This is a genomic window from Pseudomonas sp. SH10-3B (assembly GCF_019891415.1).
Taxonomy (GTDB): domain Bacteria; phylum Pseudomonadota; class Gammaproteobacteria; order Pseudomonadales; family Pseudomonadaceae; genus Aquipseudomonas.
In genome coordinates, this window is record NZ_JAFLXD010000057.1 from 14,725 (window position 1) to 31,795 (window position 17,071).

The 17,071-nt window shown below is 62.2% G+C and carries 14 protein-coding genes and 1 pseudogene; 13 read left to right on the plus strand and 2 right to left on the minus strand.

What is annotated here, in order from left to right; genetic code table 11:
- Positions 1–93: 93 nt before the first annotated feature.
- Positions 94–999: a hypothetical protein gene (locus tag J1G35_RS27485; protein WP_053134810.1), complete on the plus strand. Its 906-nt coding sequence runs from the start codon at positions 94–96 to the stop codon at positions 997–999.
- A gap of 98 nt (positions 1,000–1,097) precedes the next feature.
- Here J1G35_RS27485 and J1G35_RS27490 read toward each other — a convergent pair whose 3' ends face one another.
- Positions 1,098–2,321 (minus strand): multidrug effflux MFS transporter, encoded by a 1,224-nt coding sequence (locus J1G35_RS27490; RefSeq protein WP_053134813.1) that lies wholly within the window; start codon positions 2,319–2,321, stop codon positions 1,098–1,100.
- Positions 2,322–2,413: 92 nt separating this feature from the next.
- On the opposite strand from J1G35_RS27490, the gene J1G35_RS27495 reads away from it, so the two are divergent.
- Positions 2,414–3,898: a PLP-dependent aminotransferase family protein gene (locus J1G35_RS27495; protein ID WP_223016566.1), complete on the plus strand. Its 1,485-nt coding sequence runs from the start codon at positions 2,414–2,416 to the stop codon at positions 3,896–3,898.
- Here the strand turns inward: J1G35_RS27495 and J1G35_RS27500 are convergent.
- The gene (locus tag J1G35_RS27500) at positions 3,828–4,736 is read right to left on the minus strand and encodes a MurR/RpiR family transcriptional regulator (protein WP_017735816.1); all 909 of its coding nucleotides are present in this window, start codon (positions 4,734–4,736) and stop codon (positions 3,828–3,830) included. The two genes, J1G35_RS27495 and J1G35_RS27500, sit on opposite strands and share 71 nt — an antisense overlap.
- 284 nt (positions 4,737–5,020) lie before the next feature.
- Here J1G35_RS27500 and iolC point away from each other — a divergent pair, with 284 nt between their 5' ends.
- The 11 genes and pseudogenes from iolC to J1G35_RS27555 form a co-directional block, all read left to right on the plus strand.
- Positions 5,021–6,958, plus strand: coding sequence for a 5-dehydro-2-deoxygluconokinase (gene iolC, locus J1G35_RS27505; protein ID WP_053134819.1), 1,938 nt, complete (start codon positions 5,021–5,023; stop codon positions 6,956–6,958).
- Positions 6,959–7,048: 90 nt separating this feature from the next.
- Positions 7,049–7,942, plus strand: coding sequence for a myo-inosose-2 dehydratase (iolE, locus tag J1G35_RS27510; RefSeq protein WP_053134822.1), 894 nt, complete (start codon positions 7,049–7,051; stop codon positions 7,940–7,942).
- The gene (iolB, locus tag J1G35_RS27515) at positions 7,939–8,727 is read left to right on the plus strand and encodes a 5-deoxy-glucuronate isomerase (RefSeq protein WP_053134825.1); all 789 of its coding nucleotides are present in this window, start codon (positions 7,939–7,941) and stop codon (positions 8,725–8,727) included. Before iolE ends, iolB begins: the two co-directional genes overlap by 4 nt.
- Before the next feature lie 26 nt (positions 8,728–8,753).
- Entirely contained in the window at positions 8,754–9,569 is an 816-nt protein-coding gene (locus J1G35_RS27520) for a TIM barrel protein (protein ID WP_223016567.1), read from the plus strand.
- A gap of 10 nt (positions 9,570–9,579) precedes the next feature.
- Positions 9,580–11,511: a 3D-(3,5/4)-trihydroxycyclohexane-1,2-dione acylhydrolase (decyclizing) gene (iolD, locus tag J1G35_RS27525; RefSeq protein WP_223016568.1), complete on the plus strand. Its 1,932-nt coding sequence runs from the start codon at positions 9,580–9,582 to the stop codon at positions 11,509–11,511.
- Positions 11,512–11,530: 19 nt separating this feature from the next.
- Positions 11,531–12,541: a Gfo/Idh/MocA family oxidoreductase gene (locus J1G35_RS27530; protein ID WP_053134835.1), complete on the plus strand. Its 1,011-nt coding sequence runs from the start codon at positions 11,531–11,533 to the stop codon at positions 12,539–12,541.
- Positions 12,542–12,690: 149 nt separating this feature from the next.
- The gene (locus J1G35_RS27535) at positions 12,691–13,719 is read left to right on the plus strand and encodes a Gfo/Idh/MocA family oxidoreductase (RefSeq protein WP_145337261.1); all 1,029 of its coding nucleotides are present in this window, start codon (positions 12,691–12,693) and stop codon (positions 13,717–13,719) included.
- A gap of 127 nt (positions 13,720–13,846) precedes the next feature.
- Positions 13,847–14,023, plus strand: coding sequence for a hypothetical protein (locus tag J1G35_RS27540; RefSeq protein WP_223016569.1), 177 nt, complete (start codon positions 13,847–13,849; stop codon positions 14,021–14,023).
- A 48-nt stretch (positions 14,024–14,071) separates the two neighbouring features.
- Positions 14,072–15,007 carry a sugar ABC transporter substrate-binding protein gene (locus J1G35_RS27545; RefSeq protein ID WP_122754346.1) on the plus strand — a complete coding sequence of 312 codons (936 nt, stop codon included), beginning with the start codon at positions 14,072–14,074 and terminating at the stop codon, positions 15,005–15,007.
- Between the two features lie 65 nt (positions 15,008–15,072).
- Entirely contained in the window at positions 15,073–16,626 is a 1,554-nt protein-coding gene (locus J1G35_RS27550) for a sugar ABC transporter ATP-binding protein (protein WP_053134844.1), read from the plus strand.
- A 58-nt stretch (positions 16,627–16,684) separates the two neighbouring features.
- Positions 16,685–17,071: pseudogene (locus tag J1G35_RS27555) on the plus strand (ABC transporter permease); the annotation flags it as partial.

Consider the following 17,071-nt stretch of genomic DNA (forward strand, 5'->3'; position numbering starts at 1 on the left):
AGGATTTAATTTTTGGCGCGACTGGCATGCTGCCTGCACTGTCCCTTTTGAGACTTGTAACACTATATTTTTCCTGCCGGGAGCAAAACAACAATGATCACATCCTCATCCACGCTGCAAGAGTCGAGCACGCTCTCCGGGGTTTCCTGGGGGGCGATTTTTGCCGGGGCCGCTGCGGCGGCTGCGTTGTCTCTGATTCTGGTATTGCTGGGCTTCGGCCTGGGCTTTTCGGCGGTGTCGCCGTGGGCCGACAGCGGTATCAGCGCCAAGGGGCTTGGCATTTCCACGATTATCTGGCTGGCCTTTACCCAGATCGTCGCCTCCGGGCTGGGTGGCTATATCGCCGGCCGGTTGCGCGTGAAGTGGGCCAATATGCACGGCGATGAGGTGTACTTTCGCGACACTGCCCATGGTTTCCTGGCCTGGGCGGTTGCCACGCTGGTCACCGCAGTGCTGGTGGTCGGTTCGGTCAGCAGTGTGGTCAGCGGCGGTGTGAAAGCCGGTGCCAGCGTGGCAGCGGGTGCGGCCAGCGGTATCAGCCAAGCCGCAGGCAGTGCCGCCAAAGGCGTCAACGGTGGTGACTTTGACTACTACGTCGACAGCCTGTTTCGTGATGATCGCCCGGTCGCCGTCAGTGATGACGCTGCCCACGGTGTGGTTGCACGCATCTTGACCCGCACCCTGAGCAACGACGGCCAACTCGCCGCTGAAGACCGTGCCTACCTGGCCCAACTGATCAGCCAGCGCACCAACCTCAGCCAGGCCGATGCCGAGGCGCGTATCGACAAGGTGTATGGCGAGGCGCGTAAAGCGCTCGAAGACGCCAAGCTCAAAGCCAAGCAAGCCGCTGACACCGCCGCCAAAGTCGCTGCCTATACCTCGCTGTGGACCTTTGTCGCACTGTTGATCGGCGCCTTCTTTGCCAGCTTCGCCGCAACCTTTGGTGGCCGTCGCCGCGATGCCGTGGTGTACGTCGAAACCGAAACCTACGTTCGTTAATTCAAGGAGAACACCATGCGCTCATTACTTCTGTGGTTCCTCGGCGTGCCGATCCCGGTGATCATCCTGATCGCAATTTTCATGCACTGATCCCGAGCTCAGCTCGGCCCGATGTGGGAGGGGACAAGTTCCCTCCCACATTTGGGTTTGTGGAGTGTCAGCCAGGTCGCTACCAACAGTGCGCTGGCAACGGCGGTCATGATCACCAGCGGCTGCGAGGTACCGTCGGACAGCAGCCCGGTGGCCCAACTGCTCACGGCAGTGAGGAACATCTGGGTAAAGAAGAACAACCCCGACGCGGTTCCTGCAATCGCGCCGTACGGCTGCAACACTGACAGTTGGCACGCCGGAATCACCATCCCCACCGACACCATGATCACCAGCATCGGCAGCACGATCGCCAGCCATTCCCCCGGCATAGCGATGGTGGCAACCGCGAGCATCACGCTGCCCAGCACGTTCAAGCCAATGGCTGCATTGATCAACCGGTCCGGCTCAAAGCGCCGCACCAGCCTGCGGAACAGGTTCGCGCCGAGCATGTAGCCGCTGATCGTCGCCGCGAACACCAGCGCATACGCCGTAGCAGACAAATGAAAGCCCCGTTGCAGCAGCGCCGAAGACTCACTGATAAACGGGAAATAGGTGCTGTACACGCAGCCGATCGCCAGGGAATAGCGCAGGAAATAGCGGTCGCCCAGTAACTGACCGTAGAGGCGCAGCAGGTTGCTCGGCGGCGCGGCGGCGACATCCGCCGGGCGGGTTTCGGGCAGGCGGCGATACACCACCAGGTAGAGCACTGCGCCGATCACGCCGAGCAGCACAAACAGGCCGCGCCAGTCGATGAAGGGCAACATCAGGCTGCCCAGCACCGGAGCGGCCATCGGGGACACGGCCATGGCCATGGAAATCAGGCCCAGCAGGCGCGCCTGTTCATCCCGGTCAAAATAGTCGCGCACGATCACCCGACCGATCACCGTGGTGCAGCACCCGCCCAGGGCCTGGAACAGGCGGGCGATAATCAGCACACCGATGCTGTCGGCCAGGGCGCAGGCTACAGTAGCCAGCACGTACAGAAACAGTCCCGCCAGCAACACGGGACGGCGGCCGAAACGGTCGGTCAGCGGGCCGCTGATCAGCAGGGAGATCGCCGAACCGAAGGTGTACAGCGTGAGGGTCAACTGCAACTGGCTGTCGCTGGTCTGGAAGTAATCGGCCATGGCGGGCAGGGCGGGCAGGTGCATGTCCAGGGTGATGCGTGGCAGGCCGATCAGCACGGTCAGCAGTATCAGCCAGAACCACGGGGAGAGGGCGCGTTGAGTCATGGGCGGTGTCTTCACAAGGAGGAGAGCCCGCACTCTAGCGGTATTGTGGTTTAATCCTCAGGGCCGCTTATGACGAAAATGATTGGACCACTATGAGCCGAGGAAAAACCTCATCCGCCCTGGACCTGCCGCGTCCCGACAGCCTGGAGGTGGGAAAGCAGCAGGGTGCCTACGAGGCCTTGCGCGCAGCGATCCTGAACCGACAGGTGCCGGCGGGCAGCCGTTTGCCGTCCACCCGCAGCCTCGCCGAACGCTGGCGGGTATCCCGTGGCACGCTGGAGGCGGCGTTCGACCGCCTGCACAGCGAAGGCTATGTGCAGCGCGTGGCCGGTTCCGGTACGCGGGTGTGTGCGGTGATCCCCGAGCAATTCATTGCGGCACCAGCACCTCGCGCGATGCCTCGTCGCGAAGTGGCGGTTGATCGCCCCGAATCCGGGGTGCAGAGCCATGTGCCTTTTGTCGCTCGGCGACCGGACGCCAGCCTGTTTGACATGAAGGCCTGGGCGCGTTGCATTTCCCGGGGACTGCTATCGGCGGGGCCGGGTGCGCTCGAGGCGGGCCATCCCGCCGGGCTGCCGGAACTGCGTGCACAGATCGCCGACTACCTGCGCAGCTATCGTGGCATGCACTGCGAGGCGGATGAAGTGATCGTCACCACCGGCATTCGCCACGCCCTTGACTTGATCGCGCGTACGCTGCTCAAGCCCGGTGACACGGCCTGCGTCGAAGACCCTGGTTATCCACCGGCACGACGCTTGTTCGGGCTGGCGGGTGCAGAGGTCCAGGCGATTGCGGTCACGGCCGAGGGGCTGGATACCGCTCAACTCCCCGACACGGCGCGCCTGGTCTACGTCACCCCGGCCCACCAGGCACCGTTGGGCATGACCCTGTCGGTGTCGCGACGCCTGGCGCTGCTGGACTGGGCTGCCCGCGCCGAAGCCTGGGTGGTGGAAGACGACTACGACAGCGAATACAACTACCACAGCGCTCCGCTGGCGGCGCTCAAATCCCTGGATGCCAATGACCGGGTGATCTACTGCGGCAGCTTCAACAAAAACCTGTTCCCCGGTTTGCGCGTCGGCTTCATGGTGGTGCCCAAGGCACTGCGCCCGGCGTTGTTGCGCACCCTGCAACTCACCGGGCATTCGGTGGGGGCCATTGATCAGTTGGGGTTGCTGGAGTTTCTCGGCAGCGGCGCTTTCGTGCGCCACTTGCGGGCGTCCCGCCAGGCGTATCAGGCGCGGCGCGATGTGTTGCTCGACTGCCTTGGGCCTCACTGTACGATCAGTGGGCAGCAGGCCGGATTGCATTTTGTGTTGTGGTTGCCGACCGGTGTCGAGGAAGGCGAATTCTGTGCGCGTGCCGCACAAGCCGGGCTGACGTTGCAGCCACTGGGCAAGTTCTGCGTCGAGGCGATCCTGCCGCCAGCGGTCATCATCGGCTACACCGCGTTGACCCTGGCGCAGATCCGTTTTCACGGGCGTGCGCTAGCCCAATTACTGCCGGTCAGTCATCAAACCCGACCTGCTCGTGAATCTCGTCCACCTTCAACTCCAACCGATACGCCACCGCAATAAACAGCGCCTGGCACAGGCACAAGGTCGCGCTCAATGAGCGGAAGGCAAACGACGAGCCTTCATTCACCAACAGCACCGCGTTCGCGCGCTTGGCCAGGGGCGACAGGTTGCTGTCGGTGATGATCAGGGTCTTGGCCTGATGGTGCTGGGCGATCCGCAGGCAGTGCTGGGTCTCTTTGCCGTAGGGCGTGAAGCTGATGGCGATCACCAGGTCATTGGCCCGCACGCTGCGCATCTGCTCGCGATAGCTGCCGCCCAAGCCGGAAATCAGGTGGATGCGCTTGTTGGTGTGCTGCAGGTTGTAGACCAGGTAGTCGGCCACCGCAAACGAACGGCGCACACCGACCACGTAGATATTGTCGGCGTTGACCACCAGGTCGACGGCCTTGTCGAAGGCCACATCATCCAGTTCCAGCCCCAGGCGCTCGATACCCGAGAGGGTCGCGTTGACGCACTCGCGGGCCAGGTCGCCGCCGCTGGCTTTCTGCGACTTGTTGGCGATCATGCTGCGGATGCGCTGCTGGTAGTTCTGCACCGGCGTGGTTTTGTGGGTGTAGGCCTCGCGAAACAGCGCCTGCATCTCACTGAAGCCACTGAAGCCGAAACGCTGGGAAAACCGCACGATCGCCGAAGGGTGCACTTCGCATTCGCGGGCGATGTCGCTGATGCGGTCGACCATGATCCGGTCGCTCTGCTGGCTCATGTAGCTGGCGATGCGCTTGAGCTGGCGCGGCAGGCTCTCGTATTCGTCGGTGATCAGCTGCAACAGGCGTTCGGCATTGATCGGAGGGCTGGCGACTGTGTCTTCCAGGGTGGTCTCGGGATCGGTGCGGGACATGGGCAATCCTTCTGGCGTGTTCGTCTGGTGCGCTGATGGGTGGCGCAAGTCTACAGGGTAGGCGCAAAAAAATACCCCGGCATCACGGCCCGCGTGGCCTGCTGAAACGATGCACGGCGGCTGGCATGCCCCTATGCTGACGTATTGGAAAAAATATTCCACTAAAAATAATTCTGGAATAAATATTGATTGCGCGCGCTGGACGTTCTAGTCTGCTCCCACCAAGAGCGTTTGCCGTCGCCACGGCGGTACAACGCAGGCTGATAAAAATAACAGGAGCCAGCATGGGCCAGACTCGTTTTGCCAGTGGGCGTCAATTGGATCTGATTTGCCTCGGGCGCCTGGGCGTCGACCTCTATGCACAGCAAGTAGGTGCGCGGCTTGAGGACGTGTCCAGCTTCGCCAAATACCTCGGCGGTTCCTCCGCCAATATCGCGTTCGGCACTGCCAGGCTGGGGCTCAAGTCGGCAATGTTGAGCCGGGTAGGGGACGACCACATGGGGCGTTTCCTGGTGGAGTCCCTGGCCCGCGAGGGCTGTGATGTCAGTGGCATCAAGGTCGACCCGGAACGCCTCACCGCCCTGGTGCTGCTGGGCCTCAAAGACCGCGAAACCTTCCCGTTGGTGTTCTACCGCGAAAATTGCGCCGACATGGCCCTGCGCGCCGAGGACGTCAACGAAGCCTTTATTGCCTCCAGCAAAGCCTTGCTGATCACCGGCACGCATTTCTCCACCGACGGCGTGTACAAGGCCAGCATCCAGGCCCTGGACTATGCGGCCAAGCACAACGTCAAGCGCGTGCTGGATATCGACTACCGTCCCGTGCTGTGGGGCCTGGCGGGTAAGGCTGACGGTGAAACCCGGTTTGTCGCCGACCAGAACGTCAGCCAGCACGTGCAGAACATCCTGCCGCGTTTCGACCTGATCGTCGGCACCGAAGAAGAATTCCTGATCGCCGGCGGCAGCGAAGATCTGCTCACCGCCTTGCGCACCGTGCGTGAACTGACCCCGGCGACCCTGGTGGTCAAGCTCGGCCCGCAAGGCTGCACGGTGATCCACGGCGCGATCCCGGCGCGGCTGGAAGATGGCGCCATCTACCCCGGCGTGCGGGTTGAAGTGCTCAACGTGCTGGGCGCTGGCGATGCCTTTATGTCCGGCTTTCTCAGCGGCTGGATCAATGACGCCAGCGATGAGCGCTGCAGCCAATTGGCCAATGCCTGCGGCGGTCTCGTCGTGTCGCGCCACGCCTGTGCGCCGGCCATGCCGACGCCTGCCGAGCTGGATTACCTGTTCAGCAGCCCGGTGCCGATCACCCGGCCTGACCAGGACGCGACCTTGCAACGTCTGCACCGCGTCACTGTGCCGCGCAAAGCCTGGAAACAGCTGTTCATCTTTGCCTTCGATCACCGCTGGCAACTGGTCGACCTGGCGCAACGCGGCGGCCAGGACCTGACCCGCATCAGCGAGATCAAGCAGCTGTTTATCCAGGCCATCGAACGCGTGGAGAAAAAGCTCGCAGAGCAGGGTGTCGAGGCCGACGTGGGCCTGTTGGCCGACCAGCGTTTCGGCCAGGACGCGCTGAATGCCGCCAGCGGTCGTGGCTGGTGGATCGCGCGCCCGGTGGAGGTGCAGAACTCGCGGCCGCTGGCGTTCGAACATGGCCGCTCGATCGGCAGCAACCTGATTGCCTGGCCCCAGGAACAGATCATCAAGTGCCTGGTGCAATACCACCCCGACGACGAGCCCCTGTTGCGCCTGGAGCAGGAAGCGCAACTCAAGGCGGTGTACGAGGCTTCGGTGACCAGCGGCCATGAACTGTTGCTGGAAGTCATCCCGCCCAAGGACCATCCGTCCACCTACCCTGACGTGCTCTACCGCAGCCTCAAGCGCCTGTACAACCTGGGTATCTACCCGGCGTGGTGGAAGATCGAGGCACAGTCGGCCGAGGACTGGAAAAAGCTCGACGAACTGATCCAGGAGCGCGACCCGTACTGCCGTGGCGTGGTGTTGCTGGGCCTGAACGCCTCGGCCGAATGCCTGGCCGCCGGCTTCCAGCAAGCCAGCCAGAGCAGTACCTGCCGTGGGTTTGCCGTGGGCCGCACGATCTTCCAGGAACCGAGCCGTTTGTGGATGGCGGGGGAGATTGATGATGAGACGTTGATTCAGCAGGTACAGGCGACCTTCGAACAACTCATCAACGCCTGGCGCAGTGCCCGAGGCTAAACCCAGCTCTAAATGTGAGGGGGCAAGCCCCCCCCCACATAAAGCAGAAAGCAGATCTCAGTGATACCTGAAAATAATAAAGGTGCAGCCATGCCCGCAATCCGAATTGGCATCAACCCGATCTCCTGGAGCAACGACGACCTTCCGGCCCTCGGCGGTGAAACCCCGCTGAGCACCGCCCTGAGCGAAGGCAAGGAAATCGGCTACGAAGGTTTTGAGCTCAATGGCAAATTCCCCAAGGACGCCAAGGGCGTCGGTGACGTCCTGCGTCCCTATGACTTGGCGCTGGTCTCCGGCTGGTACTCCAGCCGCCTGGCCCGCCGCTCGGTGGCTGAAGAAATCGAGGCCATCGCCGGCCACGTCGAACTGCTGAAACAAAACGGCGCCAAGGTGCTGGTGTACGGCGAGGTGGCTGATTCGATCCAGGGCTCGCGCATTCGCCTGATCGAACGTCCACGTTTCCACAGTGAACAGGCCTGGCAGGAGTACGCCGACAAGCTCACCGAGCTGGCGCGTTTCACCTTGTCCCAGGGCGTGCGCCTGGCGTACCACCATCATATGGGCGCGTATGTCGAATCGCCTGAAGACATCGATCAGTTGATGCGGCGTACCGGGCCGGAAGTCGGCCTGCTGTTCGATTCGGGCCACTGCTACATGGGCGGCGGCGAACCCATCGAGGTGCTGCGCACGCATATCGACCGCGTCTGCCATGTGCATTTCAAGGACGTGCGCAAAGCCGTGGTGCAACTGGCGCGCAACCAGATGTGGAGCTTCCCCGATTGCATCGTCAACGGCACTTTCACCGTGCCCGGTGACGGCGATATCGATTTTGCCGAGTTGCTCGATGTGCTGATGGCCGCGAAATACGCGGGCTGGCTGGTGGTGGAAGCCGAGCAGGACCCGGCCGTGGCGCCCAGCTATGTCTATGCAAAAAAGGGTTATGACACGTTGCGTGCGCTTCTCAACGAGAGGACCAAACCATGAGCTTGCTGGTAAAGAGCAGCAAACGCGGACAAACCATGGTCGCCCTGGAAGAGGGCCGCCTGGAGTACGTAGGCTTTGCCGCCTACCGCCTGAGCCTGGGTGAAACCCTGCCGGTCACCGCCGGTGATCAGGAGCTGTGCCTGGTGCTGCTCAGCGGTCGGGTCAATATCGAAGGCGAGGGCTTCAACTGGCAGAACCTCGGTGATCGCCAGTCGGTGTTCGAGGACAAATCGCCGTTCGCCGCGTATCTGCCGCCGGGTACCGACGCCCAGGTCACCGCGTTGAGCGACGTGCAGATTGCCGTCTGCGCCGCGCCGGGTGCGCCGGGTTTCGAGCCACGCCTGATCCGCCCCGAACACTGCAAGCGCAGCGTGCGCGGCAAAGGCGCCAACACCCGCTACGTGTGCGACATCCTGCCGGACACCGACCCGGCCCATTCGCTGCTGGTGGTGGAAGTACGCACGCCGTCGGGGCATTCGTCGAGCTACCCGCCGCACAAGCACGACACCGACGACCTGCCGCACCAGAGCTTTCTCGAAGAGACCTACTACCACCAGATCAACCCGCCCCAGGGCTTTGTGTTCCAGCGGGTGTACACCGACGATCGCAGCATCGACCAGGCCATGGCCGTGGAAAACAGCGACCTGGTGGTGGTGCCCAAGGGCTATCACCCGGTCAGCGTGCCGTATGGCTACGAGTCTTACTACCTGAACGTGATGGCCGGCCCCAAGCGTGCCTGGCATTTCCATAACGACCCGCAGCACAGTTGGCTGCTGGACCTCTAAAACGGTTTGGACGGAGAACAATAACAATGAAGTCGCCTCTACGCTTTGCCCTTAACCGTATGGTCGCGCCCAACCTGTCCTTGCCGGATTTCATCCAGCTGGCCGTGGCCTTGAAATGCGATGCCATCGAGATTCGCAACGACCTCAAGGATCGTCAGATCGAATACGGCACCCCGGCCAGCCGCGTGCGTGAATTGTGCGCGGCCCAGGGCATTACGGTGCTGTCGATCAACGCGCTGTACCCCTTTGACGTGTGGAACGACGAGCGCCGCGCCCAGGCGATAGCACTCGCCACCTATGCCCGCGAATGCGGTGCGCAAGGCTTGGTGATGTGCCCGTTCAATGAACCCGGCGACACCCGCAACGAAGCCCAGCGCGCCGCCGGTTTGCGCACCGCGTTGAGCGAGCTGGCGCCGATCCTGCGCGAGTACGGGATTCTCGGTTTTATCGAGCCCCTGGGCTTTGAAGAATGCGCCATGCGTCGCAAGCGCGTGGCGGTGGACGCGATCCAGTCCATCGGCGGCCTGGATGTGTTCCGCCTGGTGCACGACACCTTCCACCATCACCTGGCCAGCGAGCATGAGTTCTTCCCGGAACTGACCGGGCTGGTGCATATCTCCGGCGTGGAAGATGCCCAGGCGCCGCTCAATTCGATCCGCGACGGTCACCGCGTGTTGGTGGGCGACGGCGATATCCTCGGCAATGCCGCGCAGATCGACACCTTGCTCAGCAGCGGTTACAGCGGCTACCTGTCGTTCGAACCGTTTGCGACAAGCGTGCATGAGTTAGCGGATATCCAGCAGGCCTTGGGGGCAAGCATCGCCCACCTGCAGAAACGATAAGGGGCGCGACATGACCACCACCCGATTGACCATGGCCCAGGCCCTGGTGAAGTTTTTGGACAACCAGTACATCGAAGTCGATGGCGTGCAGAGCAAGTTCGTCGCCGGCGTGTTCACCATTTTCGGCCACGGCAACGTGCTGGGCCTGGGCCAGGCCCTGGAGCAGGACAGCGGCGACCTGGTGGTGCATCAGGGCCGTAATGAGCAGGGCATGGCCCACGCCGCCATTGGTTTTGCCAAGCAGCACCTGCGCCGCAAGATCTACGCGTGCACCGCCTCCGTCGGCCCAGGCGCGGCGAATATGCTCACTGCCGCCGCGACCGCCACCGCCAACCGTATCCCGTTGCTGTTGTTGCCCGGCGATGTCTACGCCAGCCGCCAGCCCGACCCGGTGCTGCAACAGATCGAGCAGTTCCACGACCTGAGCATCAGCACCAACGATGCCTTCCGCTCCGTGAGCAAATACTGGGACCGTATCAACCGTCCCGAGCAACTGATGACGGCGGCGATTCATGCCATGCGCGTGCTCACCGACCCTGCCGAAACCGGCGCGGTGACCCTGGCGCTGCCCCAGGACGTGCAGGCCGAAGCCTGGGACTACCCCGACTACTTCCTGCAAAAACGGGTGCACCGTATCGACCGCCGCCCGGCCACCGCCGCGATGATCGGCGATGCCTTGGCGGCGTTCCGGGGCAAGCGCAAGCCGCTGATCATCTGCGGTGGCGGCGTGAAGTACTCCGGTGCGAATGCCGCGTTGCAAGCCTTTGCCGAGCGTTTTGATATTCCCTTCGCCGAAACCCAGGCAGGCAAGAGTGCCGTGGTCTCCAGCCATCCACTGAACGTCGGCGGCATCGGCGAAACCGGTTGCCTGGCCGCCAACCTGCTGGCGCCCGAGGCGGACCTGATCATCGGCATCGGCACCCGCTATACCGACTTCACCACCTCGTCGAAATCGCTGTTCAAGCACGCCGAGGTGAAGTTTCTCAACCTCAATATCAGCCCCTGCGACGCCTTGAAACTCGACGGCGTGCAAGTACTGGCCGACGCCAAGGTCGCCCTCGAAGCGCTGGCCGATGCCCTCGGTGATTACCGCTCCGGCTGGGGTGAGCAGATCGCCCACGCCAAGGCGCAACTGGACGCCGAAGTGGACCGTGTCCATCAGGTCGAATACCACGGCGATGATTTTGTGCCGGAAGTCGACGACCACCTCGACCGCGCCGTGCTGCGTGAATTCATCGAGCTGACCGGCTCGTGCCTGACCCAAAGCCGGGTGCTCGGCGTACTCAACCAAACCCTGCCCGACGACGCGATCATCGTCGCTGCGGCCGGCAGCCTGCCCGGCGACTTGCAGCGCGCCTGGCGCAGCAAGGGCGTCAACACCTACCACGTCGAGTACGGCTATTCGTGCATGGGTTATGAGATCAACGCCGCCCTCGGCGTGAAGCTGGCCGAGCCGAGCAAGGAGGTCTACGCCCTGGTCGGCGATGGCTCCTACATGATGCTGCACTCGGAGCTGGCCACCTCGATCCAGGAGCGGCGCAAGATCAACGTGGTGCTGCTCGACAACATGGCCTTCGGCTGCATCAACAATTTGCAGATCGGCAATGGCATGGACAGCTTCGGCACCGAGTTCCGTTACCGCAACCCCGAGAGTGGCAAGCTCGACGGTGGCCTGGTGCCGGTGGATTTCGCCATGAGCGCGGCGGCTTACGGCTGCAAGACCTACAAGGTCAGCAGCGTGGAACAGCTGGAAGCGGCGCTGGCCGATGCGCGTACGCAAAGCGTCTCGACCCTGATCGACATCAAGGTCCTGCCCAAGACCATGGTTCACGGCTACCTGTCGTGGTGGCGGGTGGGGGTGGCGCAGGTGTCCACCAGCGACCGCACCAACGCCGCCGCGAAAAAACTCAATGAACACCTGGCCAAGGCCCGGCAGTACTAATAACAAGAGGAGTGTTTGTATGTCTTTGAAGCTAGGTGTCATCGGTACCGGCGCCATCGGTCGTGACCATATTCGTCGGTGCAGCCAGACCTTGCTCAACAGCCAGGTGGTGGCCGTAACCGACATCAACCTTGAGCAGGCCGCCAAGGTGGTCGCGGAGTTGAAGCTGGACGCCGAGGTGTACCCGGATGGCCATGCGCTGATCAATTCGCCGCAGGTCGAGGCGATTCTGGTCACGTCCTGGGGCCCGAGCCACGAGGAGTTCGTGCTCGCCGCCATCGCCGCAGGCAAACCGGTGTTCTGTGAGAAGCCCCTGGCGGTGACGGCCGAAGGCTGCCGCAAGATCGTCGACGCCGAAGTGGCCTACGGCAAGCGCCTGGTGCAAGTCGGCTTTATGCGCCCTTATGACGAAGGTTATCGCGCCCTCAAGGCGGTGATCGACAGCGGCCAGATCGGCGAGCCGTTGATGCTGCACTGCGCGCACCGCAACCCGACGGTGGGCGAGAACTACAAGACCGACATGGCGATTACCGACACCCTGATCCACGAGCTGGATGTGCTGCGCTGGCTGCTCAACGACGACTACGTGTCGGTGCAGGTGGTGTTCCCGCGCAAGACCAGCAAGGCCCTGGCCCATCTGCGTGACCCGCAGATCGTGCTGCTGGAAACCGCCAAGGGCACCCGTATCGATGTGGAAGTGTTCGTCAACTGCCAGTACGGCTACGACATCCAGTGCGAAGTGGTGGGGGAGACCGGCATCGCCAAACTGCCGGAGCCGTCCCAGGTACAGCTGCGCAGTGGGGCCAAGCTGTCGAATGCGATCCTGATGGATTGGAAGGACCGTTTTATCGGCGCCTATGACGTGGAGTTGCAGGCCTTCATTGATAGCGTGCGCGCAGGGCAGGTTGGCGGGCCGTCGGCGTGGGATGGCTTTGCGGCGGCGGTGGCGGCGGATGCGTGTATCGAGGCGCAGGGCAGTGAGCAGATTGTGAAGGTCAGCTTGCCGGATCGTCCGCACTTCTACGGCTAAATCACTGAAGGAACTCTGTTAAAAATGTGGGAGGGGGCTTGCCCCCGATGGCAGTGTGTCAGTCAACCAGTTGTTATCTGACCCACCGCTATCGGGGGCAAGCCCCCTCCCACAGTTGATTGGTTTCCAATTCAATTCAGGAGTTGATCATGAGAATCGGACTTGTCGGCTATGGCCACGGAGGGCGCTTCTTTCATGCGCCGCTGATTGCAACTTTGCCGGGGGCGACGTTTGTCGGTGTCGTCACCCGCTCACCCGAACGTCGCCAGCAACTGGCAACCGACCACCCCGGCGTCCAGGCCTTTGACAGCATCGGCCAGATCGTCGAAGCCGGCGTCGATGCCCTGGTGATTTCCACCACCCTCAAGGGCCGTCCTGCGCTGGTGCTGGAAGCCATCGAGCACGGCGTGGCGGTGGTCAGCGACAAACCCTTTGCCGCCAACGCCGAACAGGCCCAGGCGCTGATAACAGCCGCCGAACGCCATGAGGTGTTGCTCAGCGTCTACCAGAACCGGCGCTGGGACTCGGACTACCTGACCCTGCGCAAACTGATCGACGCCGGCGCCCTGGGCGAGATCACCCGCTTTGAATCCCGCGTCGAGCGCTACAGCCCGCAAGCCGTGGGCAATGCCAGCGGCGGCGGCTGGTTGCGCGATCTGGGCAGCCACCTGGTGGACCAGGCGCTGCAACTGTTCGGCCCGGTGGACCGGGTCTTTGCGCAGTTACAGTTCACCCCTGAATACCCGAACCTCGACCATGGTTTCTTCGTCTCCCTGACCCACGCCAACGGAGTGGTTTCCCATTTGTGGGGCAACGCCCTGCAGAACAGCCAGGCTCCGCGTTTTCGCGTCAGTGGCACCTTGGGTTGCTACACCGTGGACGGACTGGACGGCCAGGAAGAAGCGCTGATGGCCGGCAAGTCGCCGAAAACCGAAGGCGAACACTGGGGCGCAGAAGAACATCGCCGCTGGGGCTGGTTCGAACAGGGGCCGGAACGTGAGCGAGTGCCGTCGGAGAAGGGCTGCTGGACCCAGTTCTACCGCCAGTTGCAAGCGGCCGTGCAAGGGCAGGGACCGTTGCCCGTGGATGCGTATGACGCGCTGGAAACCACCCGTATATTGGACGCCGCACGCCTCAGCGCCGAGCGCCAGCAGGTGGTTTCAACAAAAATAGAATAAAATTCTAAAACAGGTTGATATGGAAATTATTTTCCAATAAAGTCTTTTCCAGGTTGCATAAAGTACGTTCGGACTCGATTCGGGCGACTCAACAAAAACAAGATCAAAAACAACCAGGTACCGTCAGATGAAAATCTTCAACGCTGTACTGCGAGTTTTACGCCCTGCCCACACGCCCCGCGGCCTGCCACGCGCCCGGCCGTTCTACTTCTCCTTCCTTAATATGCTGTGCGTCGAAAACCAAGGCGCGCTGGTCTGCTGCATTCCAGGCGCACCGGTCGTACGACTGCCCGCCGAGCGCTGATAAACGCAACGTCCAAAAAACCAACAAGAAAGTGGAGACAGACCGTTCATGAAGACCCCGATCCGTTTTACCGCGCTGGCTTTATCCATGATGCTGGCCAGCGGTTTTGCCAGCGCCGCCGATATCAAGGTCGGCGTGAGCATGTCCGCGTTCGATGACACCTTCCTCACTTACCTGCGCGAAGACATGGACAAGCAAGCCAAGTCCTATCCCAAGGGCGACGGCGTGCAGCTGCAGTTCGAAGACGCCCGCGCCGACGTGGTCAAGCAACTTAGCCAGGTGGAGAACTTCATCAGCCAGAAAGTCGACGCGATTATCGTCAACCCGGTCGACACGGCCTCCACCAAGAACATCATCAATGCCGCGACCAAGGCCGGTATCCCGCTGGTGTTCGTCAACCGCCGTCCCGACCAGAAGGACTTGCCCAAGGACGTGGTGGCCGTGACCTCCGATGACGTGGAGGCCGGCAAGCTGCAAATGCAGTACATCGCTGAGAAGCTCGGCGGCAAGGGCAAGATCGTGATCCTGCTGGGCGACCTGGCGAACAACTCCACCACCAACCGCACCAAGGGCGTGAAGGAAGTGTTGGCCAAGTACCCGGACATCAAGATCGAACAGGAACAGACCGGCATCTGGCTGCGGGACAAGGGCATGACCCTGGTCAACGATTGGCTGACTCAAGGCCGTGAGTTCAATGCGGTGTTGGCCAACAACGATGAGATGGCAATCGGCGCGTCCATGGCGCTGAAATCGGCCGGCAAGGAAAAGGGCAGTGTGTTGATCGCGGGGGTCGACGGTACGCCGGACGGCTTGAATGCGATCACCAAGGGTGACATGGCCGCCTCCGCGTTCCAGGACGCCAAGGGCCAGGCAGTGGGCTCAGTGGAAGCGGCGCGCAAAATGGCCAAGAAGGAACCGGTCGAGCAGAACGTGATCATCCCGTTCCAGTTGATCACGCCGGAAAACGTCGCCAAGTTCAAGTAGCCCTGACATAACAACAATGAACCGGCAGGGTGGTCGTGCCCGCCCTGCTGATGGAGTACCGTCTTATGCTCGCTCAAGCCGCTGTCTCGCAGCCTCCCGGTATCCAGCCGTTGCCGCTGGACGAACCCTACCTGTTGGAAATCGTCAACATCAGCAAAGGCTTTCCCGGCGTCGTGGCCCTGGCCGACGTACAACTGCGTGTGCGCCCCGGCACGGTGCTGGCGCTGATGGGCGAGAACGGTGCGGGCAAGTCGACCTTGATGAAAATCATCGCCGGCATCTACCAGCCCGACGCCGGCGAAATCCGCCTGCGCGGCAAGCCGATCGTGTTTGAGACTCCGCTGGCGGCGCAGAAGGCCGGGATCGCAATGATCCACCAGGAACTCAACCTGATGCCGCACATGAGCATCGCCGAGAATATCTGGATCGGCCGCGAGCAGCTCAACAGCCTGCACATGGTCAACCACCGCGAAATGCACCGCTGCACCGCCGAGTTGCTGGCGCGCCTGCGCATCAACCTGGACCCCGAGGAACACGTAGGTAACCTGAGCATCGCCGAGCGGCAGATGGTCGAGATTGCCAAGGCCGTGTCCTACGACTCCGACATCCTGATCATGGATGAACCGACGTCGGCCATTACCGATAAGGAAGTGGCCCACCTGTTTTCGATCATTGCCGACCTCAAGGCCCAGGGCAAAGGCATCGTCTACATCACGCACAAAATGAACGAAGTGTTCGCCATTGCCGATGAAGTGGCGGTGTTCCGCGACGGCCAGTACATCGGCCTGCAACGCGCCGACAGCATGAACAGTGACAGCCTGATCTCGATGATGGTGGGGCGTGAGCTGAGCCAGTTGTTCCCGGTGCGCGAGACGCCCATTGGCGAGCTGCTGCTGTCGGTGCGCGACCTGCGCCTGGACGGGGTGTTCAAGGGCGTGTCGTTCGACCTGCATGCCGGTGAGATCCTCGGCATCGCCGGGCTGATGGGCTCGGGGCGTACCAATGTGGCGGAAACCATTTTCGGCATCACCCCCAGCAGCGGTGGGCAGATCACCCTGGATGGCGAGGCGGTGCGCATCAGCGACCCGCACATGGCCATCGAAAAAGGCTTTGCGCTGTTGACCGAGGACCGCAAGCTCAGTGGCCTGTTTCCTTGTCTGTCGGTGCTGGAAAACATGGAAATGGCCGTGCTGCCACACTATTCGGGCAACGGTTTTATCCAGCAGAAAGCCCTGCGCGCCCTGTGCGAGGACATGTGCAAGAAACTGCGGGTGAAGACGCCGTCCCTGGAGCAGTGCATCGACACCTTGTCCGGCGGCAACCAGCAGAAAGCCTTGCTGGCGCGCTGGCTGATGACCAACCCACGCTTGCTGATTCTCGATGAACCGACCCGGGGCATCGACGTGGGGGCCAAGGCCGAGATCTATCGCTTGATCTCCTTCCTCGCCAGCGAAGGTATGGCGGTGATCATGATTTCCTCGGAGCTGCCTGAAGTGCTGGGCATGAGCGACCGGGTGATGGTGATGCACGAAGGCGAACTGATGGGCACCCTTGACCGCGCCGATGCGACCCAGGAAAAAGTCATGCAGCTGGCCTCCGGTATGACCGCGGTCCACTGACGAACAGCCGCGCGGGCCTGCGGTTGGCCCGTGCCATAGAATAAGAAGGTGATTGGCTATGAACGCAATAACAGACAACAAGCCTGCCACGGCACCGGTCAAGCACCGGCGACGCTTGCCTACCGAGCTGAGCATCTTCCTGGTGCTGATCGGCATCGGCCTGGTGTTTGAGCTGTTTGGCTGGATCGTGCGTGACCAGAGCTTCCTGATGAATTCCCAGCGCCTGGTGCTGATGATCCTGCAAGTGTCGATCATCGGCCTGCTGGCGATCGGCGTGACCCAGGTGATCATCACCACGGGGATCGACCTGTCTTCGGGTTCGGTGCTGGCGCTGTCGGCGATGATCGCCGCCAGTTTGGCGCAAACCTCCGACTTTTCCCGGGCGGTGTTCCCTTCGCTGACGGACTTGCCGGTGTGGATTCCGGTGGCGATGGGGTTGGGGGTG